Origin of the sequence: Rhodococcus sp. 05-340-2 (assembly GCF_002258915.1) — a bacterium.
Classification (GTDB): Bacteria; Actinomycetota; Actinomycetes; order Mycobacteriales; family Mycobacteriaceae; genus Rhodococcoides.
Map to the genome: position 1 here is coordinate 21,628 of NZ_NOYU01000025.1, position 17,818 is coordinate 39,445.

Sequence of the window (17,818 nt, forward strand, 5' to 3'; positions counted from 1 at the left end):
CGCGCAACGTGACCGGTACCGCGCGTGGTGGTGACTAGGGTGGGCGCGTGTTCCTCATCGGCGATCGCGTCATCTACAGCGCCAGCGACCTCGCCTCGGCAGCGTCGTGCGAATTCGGACTGCTGCGCCGACTCGACGGCCTCACCGGTTTGATCCCGCGCGCAACCGCCGCGCCGGATCCGATGCTGGACCGCACCTCTGCACTCGGATTCGAGCACGAACGCCGACAGCTCGAGACATTCCAGCAGCGATTTCCGGGCGGTGTCCTGACGATGGACCGACCGGGACGCACCGCACAGGAATTGGCCGACGCGGCCTGGGCGACGTTCACCGCCCTCACCTCCCGGACACCCGTGGTGTATCAGGCCACCTTCTTCGACGGCCGATTTCTCGGATTCTGCGACTTTCTGGTGGCCGAGGGCGATCGGTACGCCGTGTACGACACCAAGCTGTCGCGGCACGCGAAGGTGTCGGCCCTGCTGCAGCTGGCGGCCTACGCGGACGCGCTCCGATCCGGCGGGATCGTTCCGAGCGACGAGGTACACCTGATGCTCGGCGACGGCAGCGACTCCGCGCACTCGCTCACCGAGATCCTTCCGGTCTACCGGCAGTCCCGGGAACACCTGCAACACATACTCGACGAACACCACGCCGAGGGCACCGTCGTCGACTGGTTCGATTCGCGCTACTCCGGCTGCGGGCAATGCGAGGCATGCACGGTCGAGGTGGAACAGCACCGCGACCTGGTTCTCGTCGCCGGCATGCGCGCGAGCACCAGGGACAGACTGCTCGACGCCGGCATCTCGACGGTCGACGAACTCGCTGCATCGACCGCGAACGTGGACGGCATGTCGTCTCGCACGGTCACGAATCTGCGAGCTCAGGCCGCGCTGCAGGTTCGCCAGGAACACAGCGGCGACGCCGAGTTCGAGATCTTCGACGCCGATGCACTCGGCGTGATCCCCGAGCCCGATCCGGGCGACATCTTCTTCGACTTCGAGGGCGACCCGTTGTGGGCCGAGGCCGGCAGTGCCGAATGGGGTCTCGAGTACCTGTTCGGCGTCTACACCGCCGACGGCGACTTCCTCCCGTTCTGGGCGCACGATCGCGCACAGGAACGCCGCGCCCTGATCGACTTTCTCGACTACGTCTCCGCGCGCCGTGCCGCGTACCCGAACATGCACGTCTACCACTACGCGCCGTACGAGAAGACCGCGCTACTGCGCCTCGCCGGTCGCTACGGAGTAGGTGAGGACGCGGTCGACGACCTACTGCGGGACAACGTTCTGGTTGACCTCTATCCGATCGTGCGATCTGCGGTGCGCATCGGTGCCAGGTCCTACAGCATCAAGAAGCTCGAACCCCTGTACATGCCCGCGGCCCGCGACGGAGACGTCACCGACGCGGCCGCGTCGATCGTCGAATACGCGAACTGGTGCGATCTACGAGACCAGGGGAAGGACGCCGAGGCCGCTGCTCTGCTCGCCGATATCGCCGAGTACAACCGCACCGACTGCGAATCGACGCTGCGACTGCGGGATTGGTTGCTCGCGCGCGCGGCGGATGCCGGTGTGCACCCACGGGCAACGCAGCATCTCGAGCTCGAAGACGGTGCACCCGACACCGCGAGCCCGCTCGAGCTCGAACTCGCCGACTACGCGGGTCTGCCGTGGGAGCGCACCTCGACGCAGCAGGCCGTCGCATTGTTCTCCGGTTCCATCGGGTATCACCGACGTGAACGAAAGCCGTTCTGGTGGGCTCACTTCGATCGTCTGACCCACCCGCTCGACGAGTGGGCCGACGCGGCCGACGTGCTGAAGGTCGAGCGCGCCGAGCTGGTGCACGACTGGATGAAAACTGCACCGAAGCAACGGGTCATGCGACGACAGCTCAAGCTGTTGGGACACCTGAGCAGCGGCGTCCTGTCGAGCTCGAAGGTCAAGCTGCTCTACGACGACCCGGCCCCGGAAGGACTACCGAAACAGCAGCCGACCCATCGCGCGACCACGACGGTCGAGATCGTGGAGGCGGGCTACGAGGGCACCCTCGATATGGTGGTGGTGCAGGAGAACCTACGCAAGGGAGTGGACGAGTACCCCGACTTCCCCGTCGCCACCGCACCCGAACCGCCCCCGGCGACCAAGTACCTGGAGCAGGCGATCGTTGCCGTCGCCGCCGAGGTCCACGCCGCACTGCCGGACCTTCCACGCACGGCCGTCGCCGATCTGCTGACGCTGTCGCCGCCCCGAACCCGTTCCGGCACCGGCCTTCCCGAGGTGCACGCCGGTGACTACGCGACGGCCGTCACGGCGGCGCTGCTCGATCTGGATCACTCCTACGTTGCCGTGCAGGGTCCGCCCGGGACCGGGAAGACGTACACCGCTGCACGGGTGATCGCCGAATTGGTCGATGTACATCACTGGAAGGTCGGCGTGGTGGGCCAATCGCATCACGTGGTGAACAATCTGCTCGACACCATCGTGGCCGCAGGGGTGGACCCGGCCGAGGTGGGCAAGAAGGCACCGACCGCCCACACCGTCGTCGAACCCACCGACTACGCCCGCTTCGTCACCGACGCCGAGGACGGCTGCGTCATCGGCGGTACCGCCTGGGACTTCTCCAACCCCGGCCGTATCCCGCCCGAGTCGCTCGATCTCCTGGTCATCGACGAGGCCGGGCAGTTCTCGCTGGCCAACACCATCGCCGTCTCGGTGTCCGCACGCAACCTGCTGCTGCTCGGCGACCCGGCCCAGCTGCCGCAGGTCAGCCAGGGCACCCACCCCGAACCCGTCGACGAGTCGGCGCTGGGTTGGATCACCAGCGGTCACCCGACGCTGCCCGCCGACCGCGGGTACTTCCTGGCCACGACGTGGCGGATGCATCCCGATCTGTGCGCGCCGGTCTCGGCACTGTCGTACGAGGGCAAGCTCGAGTCCAACAGTGCTGTGACACAGGCACGTTCACTGGACTCGCTCGAGCCCGGCCTGCATATCGTCTACCTCGACCACCACGGCAACTCCACAGACTCGGTGGAGGAAGCCGACGAGATCGTCACTCACGTGCAGAATCTGCTCGGCCGACCGTGGAGCGACGCGCAGTCCTTCGAGGGTGCGCGGCCCATGGACCAGGGCGACTTCCTGGTCGTTGCGGCCTACAACGCGCAGGTGGCCGTCATCGTCGAACGACTCGCGGCCGCCGGACTCGACGAGGTCTCGGTGGGCACCGTCGACAAGTTCCAAGGACGACAGGCACCGGTCGTGTTGATCTCGATGGCCGCGTCGGCGATCGAAGACGTTCCGCGAGGCATGGGCTTTCTGTTGTCCCGCAACAGACTCAACGTCGCCGTCTCGCGTGGCCAGTGGGCCGCGATACTGATCCGGTCGCGGGCACTGACCCGATACCTGCCGTCCACCCCGACCGGACTGGTCACCCTCGGCACCTTCATGAGCCTGTGCGAGAACGGAATTCAGCCGAACGCCATACCCTCACCACGATAAGTGGGGACCGCCTCGACGGACCCGTCGGCGTGCACCAGATGCAGGGTGTCGAATCGCTCGCACAGCTCGCCCGCCTTGGCGTGCCGGAACCAGACGCGATCACCGATCCGGATCTCTTCCGCTCCACTGACCGGAGTCTGCACCTCGCCCGCACCTTCGTTGCGCAGCAGCCTCAGACCGGACGTCACCACTCCCCTGGCCTTTCTCGACCAGGCGATCGGCCGCGGGGACCTCGACGTCGACGCCGGACCTGACGCGATGTAGCCACCACCGAACAGCGTGGCGATCTGCGGCGTCGGCTTGCGCACCGCGGGCAGCGCGAAGAACAGCGAGGGCTCGGCCGAGAATGCGCGATACCGATCGAAGAGCGTCGGCGCGAACAAACCCGATCCCGCGGTCACCTCGGTGACGACCGGATCGGCGGCCGAGAAGTCGATCGACCCGGTACCGCCACTGTTGACGATCTCGATCCGCCCGACGGCCGCGGTCACGGCCTCGACCACCGCCGTTCTGCGCGTGGAGATCTCACGCGACGACAGCGACTTCATCCATTCCACCGCAACATTGGAATCGGGCACACCGGCGATCTGCGCCTCGTAGAACATCAGACCGACCACCCGGAACCCACGCGCCTGCGCCACCCGCGCGAAGGCGGCGACCTGCTCGGGTTCGCGCAGCGGCGAACGTCTGACACCGATGTGCAGCGGCCCGATCCGCAGCGAGGCATCGACGTCGATACAGATACGCGGCTTGAGAAGATCACTGTCGGTCGCGTCGCGCACGATGTCCAGCTGTGCGACGTCGTCGACCATCAGCGTGATGCGCCCCGACAGAACACGATCGTTCACGACCTCGGCGAGGGCGGTGCGATCGACCGTCGGGTACCCCATGAGGATGTCCTCGACGCCGTGGCGCGCCAACCAGATCGCCTCACGCAGCGAGTACGCCATGACCCCGCTCACGCCGTCGGCCGCGAGCACCCGATCCAGTACCGCCCGGCACCGAACCGACTTGCTCGCGATCCTGATCGGCACTCCGTCCGCCCGTGCCCGCAGAGCAGCAGCATTGGCATCGAGCGCCGCGGAATCGACTGCAGCCAAAGGTGATTCGAGACCCTCGGTGGCAGCGGCGATACGGGACAGTGGTGTCGTGTCGGTGGTTGCGACACCGGCGATCGAACTCATGCGGCGTATTCCTTCGTCGTCGTTGCCAGGCCTACACAGTCAAACACTCCGCAGCCCAGAAGTCCCAGCGAGCATCTGCCACGCCGGTCCTCAGCAGTCCAAGGCCTTGCTTGCAATCAGCCCCGACAGGTCGTCGATCTGCGCCAGCACCTCGAGATCGTCGCCGTCGACCAACCACCGCAGCACCAGCCCGTCGAGGGTGGCCATCCCGAAACGCGCGATCGACGCCACCGGCTCGATCCATCGCGTCCCGGTGTGGGCGGAACACTTCTCGAAGAACAACCGGGCCTCGGAGTCCCGAATTCGGTACTGCCCACTGGCGATCTCGGCGGCCGTGGCGGACCCGAGCGCGCGATGGCGCAGCAGATAGGTCTTGATCTCGTAGGCGAGCAACTGCCGATCCGGCGACTTCTCGATCAGCAACCACACTGCGCTCAGACCGCCGTGCACCAACTCCCGCAGACCACGAACGCCTGGGAGTTCGCGCGTGCCCACGGCACTGTCCAACGCGGCGTGCAGAATCTCGGTGACATCGACGATGAGGTGCTCCCCCATCGCGATCACCAGATCCTGCTTGGTCTCGAAGTGGTACTGCACGATGCCCTTGGTGACCTCGGCTTGTTCCGAGAGAGCACGCACGGTCAGGGACTCGATCCCGACCCGCTCGGCGACGTCGATCGCAGACTGCACCAGTTGTGCGCGTCGCACATCAGCGGGCAGCCTCGATTGCATGACCCGATACTAGGGCGCTGCCGAGGTCTGTGCCTCGTATTGACCCACGGGGAGCTCGGTGTGGTTTCGGGAGTGCGATAGTGATCGGATGATCGAGCGGTCGTGGCAGAACTGGGCGGGCAATCAGCATGCGTATCCGGCGCAGCGTGCCGAGCCCGCATCGGTGGACGAACTGCGCAGCGTTCTGCAGCGTGCCGTCGACAGGTCTCGAACGGTGCGATGCGTGGGTGCCGGACACTCCTTCACCCCGATCGCGGTCACCGACGGCGTTCAGATCAGCCTGGATTCACTGCGTGGGATCGAATCGGTCGTCCGCCACGACGACGGTTCCGCCCGGGTGACGGTGCTCGCCGGCACCCGGTTGCACGAGCTGACCGCGCGGCTGTGGGACCTCGGCCTGGCCATGACGAACCTGGGCGACATCGACGAACAATCGGTTGCCGGTGCCATCTCCACGGGTACTCACGGAACCGGAGCCCGCTTCGGCGGCATCGCCACGCAGGTGTGCGCGGTGGAGCTGATGACCGCAGACGGCCGGCTCGTTCGGTGCTCTCGCGACGAGAACACGGATCTGTTCGACGCGGCACGCGTCGGGCTCGGTGCGCTCGGCGTCATCACCCGGGTCACGCTCGAATGCGTTCCGGCCTTCGCCTTACGGGCCGTCGAGGAGCCGTCGACGCTGCGAGCGACGCTCGCCGATCTCGATGCGACCGTCGCAGGCGTCGACCACTTCGAGTTCTACTGGTTTCCGCACACCGACCGGGTGCTGACCAAACACAACACCCGCCTGCCCGGCGACGCTGCGCTGCGCCCGCTGGGCAAGGTGCGTTCGTACCTCGACGACGAACTACTGTCCAACACGGTTTTCGAGGGCCTCAACCGCGTGGTGACGCGTATGCCGGCCTTGATCCCCCGCCTCAACGCGGTCTCGGCCCGGGCCCTGTCGGCCCGCGAGTACACCGACCGCTCGTACCGGGTGTTCGCGTCGTCGCGGACCGTCAAGTTCGTCGAGATGGAATATGCCGTTCCTGCAGCCGAGATCGGCTGGGTGCTGCGCGAGGTGGATCGCTGGCTCGAGCAGTCTTCGATGTCCATCGCGTTTCCCGTCGAAGTACGATTCGCCGCAGCCGACGACATCTGGCTCTCCACGGCCTATGGGCGCCCGACGGCCTACATCGCCGTGCACCAATACCACCGACGAGATCACCGCGAATACTTCGACGCCGTCGAAACCATCTGCCGCAGCGTAGGCGGGCGTCCGCACTGGGGCAAACTGCATTCCCTCGGCGGCGATGAGCTGCGCGATACCTACGAACACTTCGACGACTTCCTGCGTGTTCGGGATTCGATGGACCCGACACGATTGTTCGGCAGCGACTACCTCGAGCGTCTGCTGTCGTGAGGGCTGACCGGTGTAGCGTTCCACGCAATTCCTGCTCCACTCCTGCGACCTTCGAGTGGGTTTCCCCAGGCCAACGCGTCGAGTGGAGTGTCCCGTGCACGCGGACGCTCCCCGCACGCTTACATTGGAACGAGTGAGCACAGGAAAACGCGCGCTGTCCGGCATCATCGCCGCCGGAGTCGTCCTCGGTGTCGGTGAATTGATCGCCGTCCCCATCGGACCCAACTCGTCACCGCTGACCGCCGTCGGGTCCTCGGCCGTCGACCACAGTCCGGCCCCGGTCCGTGAATGGGCCATCGACACGTTCGGCACCTCCGACAAGCTCGCCCTGTTCATCGGCATGGCCGTGGTGATCGGTGCCATCGCCGCAGCGGCAGGCATCGCCCGCAAACCGATCGGTGCCGTCGTCTTCGCAGTACTGGGACTAGTGGGCGCACTTGCGGCGGTGACCCGACCCGACGCGACGGCCCTCTCCGCAGTCCCGACCATCGGCGGCGTCATCGTCGGCATCGTCGTCCTGCACGCCCTGATCGGTGCCACCACCCCGGCGACCGAAGGAATGACCCGACGCAGCTTCCTCACTCTCGCCGCCGGTGCTGCGGTGCTCGGCGTCGTCGCCGGAACAGCCGGACGGATGCTGACCTCGGCCCGAGCCGTCACCGCGGATCGACTCGGCTTCATGCTGCCCACGCCGACCCCGCAACCCCCGATTCCGGAGGGGGCGGACCTGAAGATCGACGGCCTCGCGTCGTACATCACCCCGAACGACGACTTCTACCGCATCGACACCGCGTTGGTCGTGCCGCGCCTGGCGTCGGATACGTGGTCGTTGCGCATCCACGGCATGGTGGACCGCGAGATCGAGCTGACGTTCGCCGACCTCGCCGAGCGCCAGGCAGTGGAGAAGACGGTCACCCTGACCTGCGTGTCCAATATCGTCGGCGGCGATCTCGTGGGCAATGCGACGTGGATCGGCTACCCGCTGAAGGACATTCTCGAAGAAGCGGGCATCTCCCCCGACGCCGACATGGCTCTGTCGTCGAGCAGCGACGCCTTCACCGCGGGCACTCCCCTGGAGGTTCTCCTCGACGGCCGCGATGCCTTACTGGCTGTGGGAATGAACGGTGCGCCGCTGCCCGTCGAGCACGGCTACCCGGCGCGGCTCGTCGTTCCGGGCCTGTACGGGTATGTCTCGGCGACCAAGTGGGTCACCGACATCGAGATCACCCGATTCGACAAGGTGACGGCCTATTGGACCGATCGCGGCTGGGGCGCACTCGGACCGATCAAGACCGCCTCACGAATCGACACCCCGAGATCGGGCAGCTCGGTGCCGGCCGGGAAGTCGGTGATCGCGGGCGTCGCCTGGGATCAGCACACCGGCATCGAGGGCGTGGAAGTGCAAGTGGACGAGGGCAATTGGGTGCCGGCCACTCTCTCTGAGGAGTACTCCAAGGACACCTGGCGGCAATGGACGGTCGAGCTGGATCTGCCTGCCGGGCAGCATGCGATCCGTGCCCGGGCCACCAACTCCGAGGGAGAGCTGCAGACCAACAAGACCGCCGACACCGTTCCCGACGGAGCGACCGGCTACCCGAGGATCTCGGTGACGGCGAGCTGATCCAGACAGTCGCACTGATCTAGACAGTTGCGAAGCTCGCGCGAATCGAGTTCTCGGCCAACTGCTGTCGCTCGGCCGCTGTCAGACCCATGCCAGCTTCGAGGGCAGCGAAGTTGTCGTCGACGTACCCGCCGAAGTAGGCGGGATCGTCGGAATTGATCGATACCGACAGGCCGCGCTCGAGCATCTGCCGCAAGGGCAGCTGCTCGACGTCGTCGATCACCTTGAGCCGGACATTGGACAGCGGGCAGACGGTGAGCGGGATCTGTTCCTCGACAAGTCGATTCACCAGTGTCTCGTCTTCGAGGCACCGCACACCGTGATCGATGCGCTCGACCTTCAGCAGATCCAGTGCCTGCCAGATGTAGTCGGGCGGGCCTTCCTCACCGGCATGGGCGACGACATGCAAACCCTCGGCGCGGGCCTTGGCGAACACGTCGACGAACAGTGACGGAGGATAGCCCACCTCGGCGGAGTCGAGACCGAGCCCGATGATCGGGGCCTGCATCGACAACAGATCCTCCAGCAGTTGATTGGCGTGCAGCACCGGCTTGTCGCGCAGGATCGACGCGATCAACCCACTGGTGACGCCGAATTCGCGCTCGCTGGTCGCGCAGGCGTCGGCCAATCCCTCGACGACGGCCGCGAGCGGGACACCACGCTCGGTGTGCGCCTGCGGGTCGAAGAAGATCTCCGCGTGCGTCACCCCGGCCTGCGCGGTGCGGCGGAAGTACGCGCGGGCCAGGTCGGCGAAATCCTCGGCGGTCTGCAACACGGCCATGTTCGCGTAGTACAGATCGAGGAACGACTGCAGGTCGCTGAACTCGTATTTCGCCTGCAGTTCTTCGATATCGTTGTACGGCAGCGTGATTGCGTTGCGCTGGGCAAGATCGAAGATCAGCGGAGGTTCGAGCGACCCTTCGATGTGCAGGTGCAGTTCGGCCAGCTGATCATTACTCACTCATACGATTCTACTTGCCCGTGTACGTCGCCTTACCCGGGCCGACCTCGAGGAAGCTCTGCACTGCGCCGCGCAGATCCTCGGTCTCGAAGAGTGCCCCGGAGACCTCCGAGGTGATCTCGTCCGCGTGGGCCACACCACCGGAACGCCACGCTGCCACAATCTGTTTGGTTGCCGCGTGCGCGACGGTGGGGCCGTCGGCCAATCGATGCGTCAGCGCGAGCGCGGCGGCGTCGACGTCGTCGTGGATCTGATTGACCACGCCCCACTCCTTCAGCGTCTGGGCGTCGTACAGATCACCGGTCATGACGAGCTCGCGAGCCCGACCCGAACCGGCCCGCTCGGCCAGACGCTGCGGCCCACCCATCGACGGCGTCAGACCGACGACGGTCTCGACCAGACCGAACTTCGCCTTCGGTCCGGCCAGGATGATGTCGCAGGCCAACGAGATCTCGAACGCCGCGGTGAGCGTCAACCCGTGCGCGGCGTAGATCACCGGGCAGGGCAACGACTCGAGCGGATGAGCAATCTGCGCGAACAGACCACGCCACAGATCGGCGCCCTGCGCAGCGGACAGGCCCTCGAAGACATGAACGTCGACGCCTGCCGAGTTGACCTTGCCCTCGGCGCGCAGCAATACCGCACGCGGAGGTCGCGCGACGAGATCGGCGACGTTCGCGGCCACCGCGTCGAACATGGCCTGATCGAACAGATTGAGCGGGCCGTGGTCGAAGGTGAGGACGGCGACCTCCGCGCCGGCCGCGGTGGTCGATCGAACGAGCGAAGTGGGTGCGTCAGCCATGGTTCGCATAGTGCCACACCCGTCCGAGGACCTTGTTACCACCGAGTATTGTGCGCAGGAAAGTGAACGTTACCGAGAGGAACACCTAGATGAAGCGCAGTCTGTTCGAGTCCGACCACGAGGACTTCCGCGCATCGGTTCGAGAATTCGTCACCCGAACCATCACGCCGGTCGAGGAGAAGCTCGTCGAACAGCGATACATCGACCGCGAGATCTGGCTCGAAGCCGGACGCAACGGCTTCCTGGGCCTCGAGGTACCGGAGGAATACGGCGGCAGCGGAGCCGAGGACTACCGATTCAACGCCGTCCTCGCCGAGGAACTCGCCCGCTCGAGTGCCGCGGTGGCGTCGTGCTTCGGTATTCACGTCGACATCGTCGCGCCCTACCTCGTCAAGCTCACCACCGAGGAGCAGAAGAAGCGGTGGCTGCCCGGCTTCTGCAGCGGCGAGATCCTCACCGCGATCGCGATGACCGAGCCGTCCGGTGGCTCCGATCTGGCCGCGCTGAAGACCACCGCCGTCAAGGACGGCGACGACTTCATCATCAACGGCTCCAAGACCTTCATCACCAACGGCAACTCCGCCGATCTCGTCATCGTCGCCACCCGCACGACGCCGGAGAAGAAGGCCAAGGGCATCACGCTCTTCGCCGTCGAGAACGGCACCGAAGGATTCTCCCGCGGCCGCAAGCTCGACAAGGTCGGCCAGCCCGAATCCGATACGGCCGAGCTGTTCTTCGAGAACGTGCGTGTTCCGAGCTCGAACATGATCGGCGAATTCGACGGCGGCTTCATCCACATGATGCAGCTACTCCCCCAGGAACGCATCAGCTGCTCGGTGGCCAACCTCGGACACGTCCGCCCCATTCTCGAGGAGACACTGCAGTACGCCAAGGACCGCAAGGCATTCGGCCAGCAGATCGGTTCACTGCAGTGGAACAAGTTCCTGCTCGCCGAGCTCGTCACCAAACTCGATGTGGCACAGGCATACATCGACAACTGCATCGCCGCGCACGGAATCGGTGAGCTGACGGCCATCGATGCAGCCAAGGCCAAGTGGTGGAGCTCGCAGGTGCAGAACGAAATCCTCGACCACTGCGTACAGCTGCACGGCGGCTACGGATTCATGAACGAGTACCGCGCCGCTCGGGCGTGGAAAGACGCTCGCGTGACCAAGATCTGGGCCGGATCGAACGAGATCATGAAGGAACTGATCGGACGCGATCTGGGCCTGTAGTGCGCTTCGCGTAGGAGTGGAGCCTGCGGAACGACCCGATGCGCAGTGGTGCGGTCAGGTGCCTTGGAAGGCGCATGACCGCACCACTGCCGCAGGCACTTACTCGAACGCAGGCCGGGTGTAGAAGCAGACCGCGATCATGCCGACGACCAACACTGCGGCGGGCAGGATCAAAGACTGCGCCATCGCGGCGGTGAAGCCGTCCCGCAGCATCTCGGGCACTCGGCCGGCGAATTCGTTTGCCCCCGAAGCCGATCCACCGGTAGGTAGTTCGGCGGCCAAGCGCGATTGGATGAGCGCGCCGATGCCCGCACTACCGAGCACGGAGCCGATCATGCGGGTGGTGTTGTAGATACCCGAACCTGCGCCCGCCTGACTCATCGGCAGGTTACGAGTTGCGGTGGCCGCCAACGGAGACCAGATCAACGCGTTCGCCACGCCCATCGCCGCGACGGGCAGAAGCAGCTTCCAGATCGCGGTGGTGGGCGTCATCTCGTACGCGAACCACAGCAGCGAGGCGGCCAGGATGAACAATCCGGAACCAGCGATGTAGCGGGGATGCGTCTTGTCGACGAGCTTGCCGACATTGGGGGCGAGAATGCCGGTCAGCAGCGCCATCGGGACGAACAGCAGTGCCGAACGGGTAGGGGTGAGCCCGGTGACGCTCTGCGCGTAGAACATGATCGGCAGCATCATGCCGGACATCGCGAAACCCATTGCGGCGATACCGATATTGGAGAGCGAGAAATTGCGATCACGGAAGAGCGCCAACGGGACCAGCGGTTCGCTCTTGTTCACCGCCTGCCAGTAGACGAACCCGGCGAAGACGAGCAGGCCGGTGCCGATGAGGATCCAGATTCCCGTTCCCCAGTCGTACTTCTGTCCTTCCTGAATGCCGAACACGATGCAGAACAGTCCGATGGCGCTCAACGCCACGCCGAGCAGATCGAACTTGTGATCATGGGTGGGTAGCACGGGAACGAACTTCAGCGCCAACACGATTGCGAGAACACCGACCGGCAGATTGATGAAGAAGATCCACTCCCAGCCGAGGGAGTCGACCAGGACGCCGCCGAGGATCGGGCCGACGAGTGTCGCCACGCCTGCGACGGCACCCCACGCGCCCATGGCCGTTCCGCGCTTCTCGGCGGGGAACACCCGGGTGATCACGGCCATCGTCTGCGGGGTGATCATCGCAGCACCGAGACCCTGGACCGCACGCGCTGCGATGAGCATCTCGATGGACCCGGAGAGGCCGCACCAGGCCGACGCGAGTGTGAACAGAACGAGGCCGGCGATGTAGAGGTTTCTGGGACCGAACTTGTCACCGAGACGCCCGGTGACGAGCAGCGGCACCGCGTAGGCCAGCAGATACGCGCTGGTCACCCAGATGACGTTGTTGATGTCGGTGTTCAGGCCCGTGAGGATCGCCGGCTGCGCGACGGCCACGATGGTGGTGTCGACCAGAATCATGAAGAAGCCCAAGCACAGCGCCCACAGGGCGGGCCAGGGCTTGATCTCTCGTTGTGGCGGAGCGGTCTCGACGACGTTCATGTGCTCTCCTGGTTTCGATCCGTCAGGGTCGTGTGGTGTGTGGATATCTCGTGCGGCCACGCCAGCTCGCCACTGTCGACCCGAGCGATGTAACTCGTCAACCAGTTCACTTCGGCTGACAACATGTGGTACGTGTAATCGATTCCAGCCCAGTAGATTTCGGATATGTTGCGGTCGGCCGCCAACCGCTGATAGCCGGACAGTTCCTCGATCTCCACCTCGAGGTCCTCGATGCGTGCGCGGAGCAACGCGATCGCCTCGGACGCCGCCAGGTTGTGCATCTCGGACAGGCCGAGGGTGAACTGCGGATATTCACGCAACGGGGTGCGGAGAATCTCGGCGAGGCGATCGACGAGAACTCGTCGGCCTGCGGGCGTGATCTCGTACGTGGTGCGTTCGGGTCGGTTGCCGCCGCGGTCGGTGCCGACCTCGGCGACCAGCGCCTGCCCGTGGAGGCGAGCAACGGCGTGGTAGAGCGATCCGGGTCGAACCTTGACGATCCGATCCTCTTTGCGCTCCAACAGAAGTTGATACATCTCGTAGGGATGCATCGGACTCTCGGACAACAGGGCGAGAACCGAGACGCCCAGCGGGTTCACTGCCTCGCCTCGCATCGAACCTCACCTCAGATCTGAATGTCCCGACTGAATTATTCCAGTTGGAATATAGAACAATAGAACTGGGATTGACAACCCGGACAATGCTCTGACCTGGGGATTATCCGGACATAGAGACGAAAAAGGACACCGACCGCAGTCGATGTCCCGTTCGAACAGACGAAGGCCGGATACTCGGAATTTCTTCCGTGTATCCGGCCCTGTCACCGAGTTTCTGGTGGAGATTACTTCGAGAAGGTCACTCCACCAGGAGAAATCGGGTTACGAAGCTTGAATCAGATGGCGCGGACGCCGGTAGCCTGGGGGCCCTTCTGACCCTGGCCCACCTCGAACTCCACGCGCTGGCCCTCGTCGAGCGACTTGAAGCCGCTACCCTGAATCTCCGAGTAATGAACGAAAACGTCCGGTCCGCCACCATCCTGCTCGATGAAGCCGAAGCCCTTTTCGCCGTTGAACCACTTCACACTGCCCTGCGTCATTCTGTAAACCTTCTGTAAGCGAGCTAGATCTTCACGTCGAAGCTCTAATCTCAAATGCGAGTCTGCCATCTATCGGCGCTGAGCGAAACACCGGGGGCAAAAAAGTTCGAAAGATTGCTTTGGGACGGTGAAACCGAAACGTCGCCCAGGGTCTCTGTGGCTAGGGTTTCAGACGTGGATCTCCCTCTTCTCGATGCCGGCCCGTTCGATCGCCACCGACTCGACATCGTCCGGTTGGCCTGGTGTCGACGACTGCAGATGGACGATCGTGCCCTCGACACGGACGCGGACCGCGTCGAACATGTCGGTGCCACCGAAGACATCACCGTCCTGCGACTGGCCGAGACCACCCTGATCGCCGGTCCGTCCTGGGCCGTGGACGCCTCGCGGGCGATCGCCGGCCACGCCGGTATCGACCGCACCTGGATCTCGTCGCTGCTGGGCGATCGATCGGAGCGGTACGAGATCGGTACTCACACGCTCGCCTACGGGTCGGACATCGGCCACACCATCGACGTTCACGACCCGCTGATCTCCCACGACGCGGAGCACGCCCGCAACCTCGCCGCGCACTGCAGTGACGCCGACGTCGCCGAAGCATTCGGCGAACCGGTCTCGCGGAACTGGTTCACTCTGCTCGGCGATGACCGACCGGCCGACTCGGCGCACTCCCTTGCCTCGGCCGGCTACTCGGAGGAGCAGCTGATACTGGCCGACATGCGGGTCCTGACGGACCCGGACCATCGCCGGCGGGGCCACGCCCAGGTGGTCGGCAGGCTGGCAACCAACGACGCCATCGACGACGGCCTGATTCCGCAGTGGCGATCGCGACCGGAGAACGCCGTTGCTCGACGCCTCGCCGCGCGGCTGGGTTACGTCGAGATCGGCGTGTGTCACACCGCAGTGCTTCGCGCTGATCGAGGTTGAGTCGGCTCCGAACTGGGTAGCGTCGACAGAACAGTTCGATGCGAGGAGTGAACAGCATGGCCGACGATGCCGCCTACGTGAAGCCGGGTAAAGAATTCACGCGCGACACCAATTACATTCCGACTCGAATCACCGCGGACGGCCGGGACGGCTACCCGGTCGAGCCCGGTCGATATCGACTGATCGCCGCACGCGCCTGCCCGTGGGCGCATCGGTCCATCATCGTTCGTCGACTGCTCGGGCTCGAAGATGTGCTATCCCTCGGCATTCCGGGACCCACGCACGACCCGCGCAGCTGGAACTTCCAGGAGGAGCCGGGCGGCGTCGACTCCGTTCTGCAGATCCAGAGGTTGCAGGACGCGTACTTCGCCCGCTTCCCGGACTACGAGCGCGGCATCACCGTCCCTGCCATCGTCGACGTCCCCACCGGTGAGGTCGTCACCAACGACTACCCACAGATCACCCTCGACCTGTCGACCGAGTGGACGCAGTACCACCGCGACGGAGCCCCGGATCTGTACCCCGAGGCGCTGCGCGGCGAGATCGACGAGGTTGCCGATCTCGTGTTCCGAGACGTCAACAACGGCGTCTATCGCTGCGGATTCGCCGGCTCCCAGGAGGCGTACGACAAGGCCTACGACCGACTGTTCGCCCGCCTCGACTGGCTAGTCGAACGCTTGTCGACACAGCGCTACCTGGTCGGTGACCACATCACGGAGGCCGACGTACGACTGTTCACCACGCTCGTGCGGTTCGATCCCGTCTATCACGGCCACTTCAAATGCAACCGGAGCAAGCTCAGCGAGATGCCGGTGCTGTGGAACTACGCACGCGACCTGTTCCAGACCCCCGGATTCGGCGACACCGTCGACTTCGACCACATCAAGCGGCACTACTACGAGGTGCACACCGACATCAATCCGTCGGGCATCGTGCCCAAGGGCCCGGACCTGACCGGTTGGCTCGAACCCCACGGTCGCGAATCCCTGGGAGGATCACCCTTCGGCGACGGCACCGCTCCCCCGCCGCCGAAGCCCGACGAGCTCGTTCCGCCCGATCACTGGGTGCGCTGACCCTCCGGATCGACCGGCCACCACACTCGCAACCGAAAGAGAGATCGATGGCAGGCAAGAAGGACGACGCACAGGTGGAGGTCGGGGGCGGAGGCAAGCTCGAACGCGCGCTGGTCAACATTCTCGACAACGCCAGCCGCCTGCAGGGACCCGCCGTCGACAAGTACGTCGCGCACGTGCGTCGAGCACACCCGTACGACACCCCGGCACAGATCATCGAACGCCTCGAGAAGCGGTTCCTGCTCGCGGTCACCGGCAGCGGCTCGGCAGTGGGCGGTGCCGCGGCGATCCCCGGCGTCGGGACCGCCGCCTCGCTCGCCGCGGTGGGTGCCGAAACCGCGTTCTTCATCGAGTCCTCGGCGCTGCTGACACTCTCGGTCGCGTCCGTGCACGGCATTCCCGTCGAGAACCACCAGCAACGGCGCGCTCTGGTGCTGTCGGTCGCGCTGGGCGAATCGGGCATGCAGATCGTGCAACGAACAGTCGGCAAGACGGCCAAGAACTGGGGCCCGCTGATCACCTCCCGTATCCCGGGCGGCTCGATGGCGACGATGAACAAGTCGCTGGTGAAGAAGTTCATCACCAAGTACCTCGCCAAACGCAGCGCGCTGTTGGTCGGCAAGATGCTGCCCGCCGGAATCGGGGCGGCGATCGGTGGCGCAGGCAACCGCGCGGTCGGCAAGGGTGTCATCAAGAACGCCCGCGACGCGTTCGGTCCGCCACCGGCCCGGTTCCCGGAGAATCGCATCATCGAGCCGGACGAATGAGCGCTCACGGAATCTTCACGAGTCGGACGCGTTGACACGAGCATGACTTCCACACCTGAACTCGGCACGTACGGCGTCTGGCGACTGCACTCGGCGTTCACTCCCGAACTGTCCCGGGCAATCGAGTCCTTCGGCTACGGAACGATCTGGCTCGGCGGCTCGCCGCCTGCGGATCTGACCACCACCGAGGAGATCCTCGACGCCACCGAGACCGTTGTCGTCGCCACCGGCATCGTCAACATCTGGTCGGACGCAGCGGCCGACGTCGCGGCGTCGTATCACCGGTTGGAGAGCAAGCACCCGGGCCGTTTCGTCCTCGGCATCGGCGCAGGCCACCCGGAGGCGACGCAGGAATACACCAAGCCGTACGACGCGCTGGTGGCGTACCTCGACGCTCTCGACGAGGCCGGGGTCCCGGTGGAACGACGCGTCCTGGCGGCTCTCGGCCCGAAGGTGCTCGCGCTGGCGGCCGACCGCACTGCAGGTGCGCATCCTTACCTGACCACCCCCGAGCACACCCGCGAAGCGCGAGAAGCACTGGGACCGAACAAGATTCTGGCCCCCGAGCACAAGGTGGTCCTCGAGTCGGATCCGGAGAAGGCGCGCTCGATCGGCCGGCCACCGGTCAACAACCCGTACCTGCATCTGCGCAACTACACCAACAATCTGAACCGACTCGGCTACTCCGACGAGGAGATCGGCGACGGCGGCAGCGACCGACTGATCGACGCGTTGGTTGCGCACGGCACGGCCGACGCGATCGCAGCACGATTGAACGAGCACCTCGACGCTGGTGCATCGCACGTGACACTGCACTCTCTACCCGACATGGCCGATCCGCTCGAGACCTACCGAGAGATCGCCGCCGCGCTGCATCGCTGACGCGGAGGGCTCGTGTGCGAGTGGTCGGCCCGGATGTCGGTCACACCCCGTAGCCTCGTGTACCGGTTGCCGCGCGCAGCCGGTA

Annotated in this window: 15 protein-coding genes; 8 read left to right on the forward strand and 7 right to left on the reverse strand. The window is 65.2% G+C overall.

Features of this window, described 5'->3' with window-relative positions:
- Positions 1–47 precede the first annotated feature (47 nt).
- Positions 48–3,497 carry a TM0106 family RecB-like putative nuclease gene (locus CH271_RS12850; RefSeq protein ID WP_094633835.1) on the forward strand — a complete coding sequence of 1,150 codons (3,450 nt, stop codon included), beginning with the start codon at positions 48–50 and terminating at the stop codon, positions 3,495–3,497.
- Here CH271_RS12850 and CH271_RS12855 read toward each other — a convergent pair.
- Together CH271_RS12855 and CH271_RS12860 are read right to left on the reverse strand one after the other, a co-directional pair.
- Positions 3,467–4,681: an alanine racemase gene (locus CH271_RS12855; protein WP_037190325.1), complete on the reverse strand. Its 1,215-nt coding sequence runs from the start codon at positions 4,679–4,681 to the stop codon at positions 3,467–3,469. The two genes, CH271_RS12850 and CH271_RS12855, sit on opposite strands and share 31 nt — an antisense overlap.
- Before the next feature lie 90 nt (positions 4,682–4,771).
- On the reverse strand, positions 4,772–5,413 hold the full coding sequence (locus CH271_RS12860) for a TetR/AcrR family transcriptional regulator (protein ID WP_037190327.1): 642 nt from the start codon (positions 5,411–5,413) through the stop codon (positions 4,772–4,774).
- Positions 5,414–5,501: 88 nt separating this feature from the next.
- On the opposite strand from CH271_RS12860, the gene CH271_RS12865 reads away from it, so the two are divergent.
- Positions 5,502–6,815, forward strand: coding sequence for a D-arabinono-1,4-lactone oxidase (locus CH271_RS12865; protein WP_094633836.1), 1,314 nt, complete (start codon positions 5,502–5,504; stop codon positions 6,813–6,815).
- Between the two features lie 133 nt (positions 6,816–6,948).
- Entirely contained in the window at positions 6,949–8,436 is a 1,488-nt protein-coding gene (locus tag CH271_RS12870; protein WP_094633837.1) for a molybdopterin-dependent oxidoreductase, read from the forward strand.
- Positions 8,437–8,455: 19 nt separating this feature from the next.
- Here the strand turns inward: CH271_RS12870 and CH271_RS12875 are convergent, their stop codons facing one another.
- Together CH271_RS12875 and CH271_RS12880 are read right to left on the reverse strand one after the other, a co-directional pair.
- On the reverse strand, positions 8,456–9,397 hold the full coding sequence (locus tag CH271_RS12875; RefSeq protein ID WP_094633838.1) for an adenosine deaminase: 942 nt from the start codon (positions 9,395–9,397) through the stop codon (positions 8,456–8,458).
- A 10-nt stretch (positions 9,398–9,407) separates the two neighbouring features.
- Positions 9,408–10,199 (reverse strand): enoyl-CoA hydratase/isomerase family protein, encoded by a 792-nt coding sequence (locus tag CH271_RS12880; protein ID WP_094633972.1) that lies wholly within the window; start codon positions 10,197–10,199, stop codon positions 9,408–9,410.
- Between the two features lie 89 nt (positions 10,200–10,288).
- Here CH271_RS12880 and CH271_RS12885 point away from each other — a divergent pair, with 89 nt between their 5' ends.
- On the forward strand, positions 10,289–11,434 hold the full coding sequence (locus CH271_RS12885; RefSeq protein ID WP_037190332.1) for an acyl-CoA dehydrogenase family protein: 1,146 nt from the start codon (positions 10,289–10,291) through the stop codon (positions 11,432–11,434).
- Between the two features lie 99 nt (positions 11,435–11,533).
- On the opposite strand, the gene CH271_RS12890 is transcribed toward CH271_RS12885, so the two are convergent.
- The 3 genes from CH271_RS12890 to CH271_RS12900 form a co-directional block, all read right to left on the reverse strand.
- Positions 11,534–12,988, reverse strand: coding sequence for a DHA2 family efflux MFS transporter permease subunit (locus tag CH271_RS12890; RefSeq protein ID WP_094633839.1), 1,455 nt, complete (start codon positions 12,986–12,988; stop codon positions 11,534–11,536).
- Complete coding sequence (locus CH271_RS12895) at positions 12,985–13,602, reverse strand: PadR family transcriptional regulator (RefSeq protein WP_094633840.1); 618 nt, start codon at positions 13,600–13,602, stop codon at positions 12,985–12,987. Before CH271_RS12895 ends, CH271_RS12890 begins: the two co-directional genes overlap by 4 nt.
- 278 nt (positions 13,603–13,880) lie before the next feature.
- Positions 13,881–14,084, reverse strand: coding sequence for a cold-shock protein (locus tag CH271_RS12900; protein WP_008714360.1), 204 nt, complete (start codon positions 14,082–14,084; stop codon positions 13,881–13,883).
- A 174-nt stretch (positions 14,085–14,258) separates the two neighbouring features.
- Between CH271_RS12900 and CH271_RS12905 the strand changes: the two genes are divergently transcribed.
- The 4 genes from CH271_RS12905 to CH271_RS12920 are packed head-to-tail and all read left to right on the forward strand — an operon-like array spanning position 14,259 to position 17,733.
- The gene (locus CH271_RS12905; protein WP_143546054.1) at positions 14,259–15,011 is read left to right on the forward strand and encodes a GNAT family N-acetyltransferase; all 753 of its coding nucleotides are present in this window, start codon (positions 14,259–14,261) and stop codon (positions 15,009–15,011) included.
- Between the two features lie 56 nt (positions 15,012–15,067).
- Positions 15,068–16,084, forward strand: coding sequence for a glutathione S-transferase family protein (locus CH271_RS12910; RefSeq protein ID WP_094633842.1), 1,017 nt, complete (start codon positions 15,068–15,070; stop codon positions 16,082–16,084).
- Positions 16,085–16,131: 47 nt separating this feature from the next.
- The gene (locus CH271_RS12915) at positions 16,132–16,851 is read left to right on the forward strand and encodes a hypothetical protein (RefSeq protein WP_094633843.1); all 720 of its coding nucleotides are present in this window, start codon (positions 16,132–16,134) and stop codon (positions 16,849–16,851) included.
- A gap of 42 nt (positions 16,852–16,893) precedes the next feature.
- Complete coding sequence (locus tag CH271_RS12920; protein ID WP_094633844.1) at positions 16,894–17,733, forward strand: LLM class F420-dependent oxidoreductase; 840 nt, start codon at positions 16,894–16,896, stop codon at positions 17,731–17,733.
- Positions 17,734–17,818: the final 85 nt, after the last annotated feature.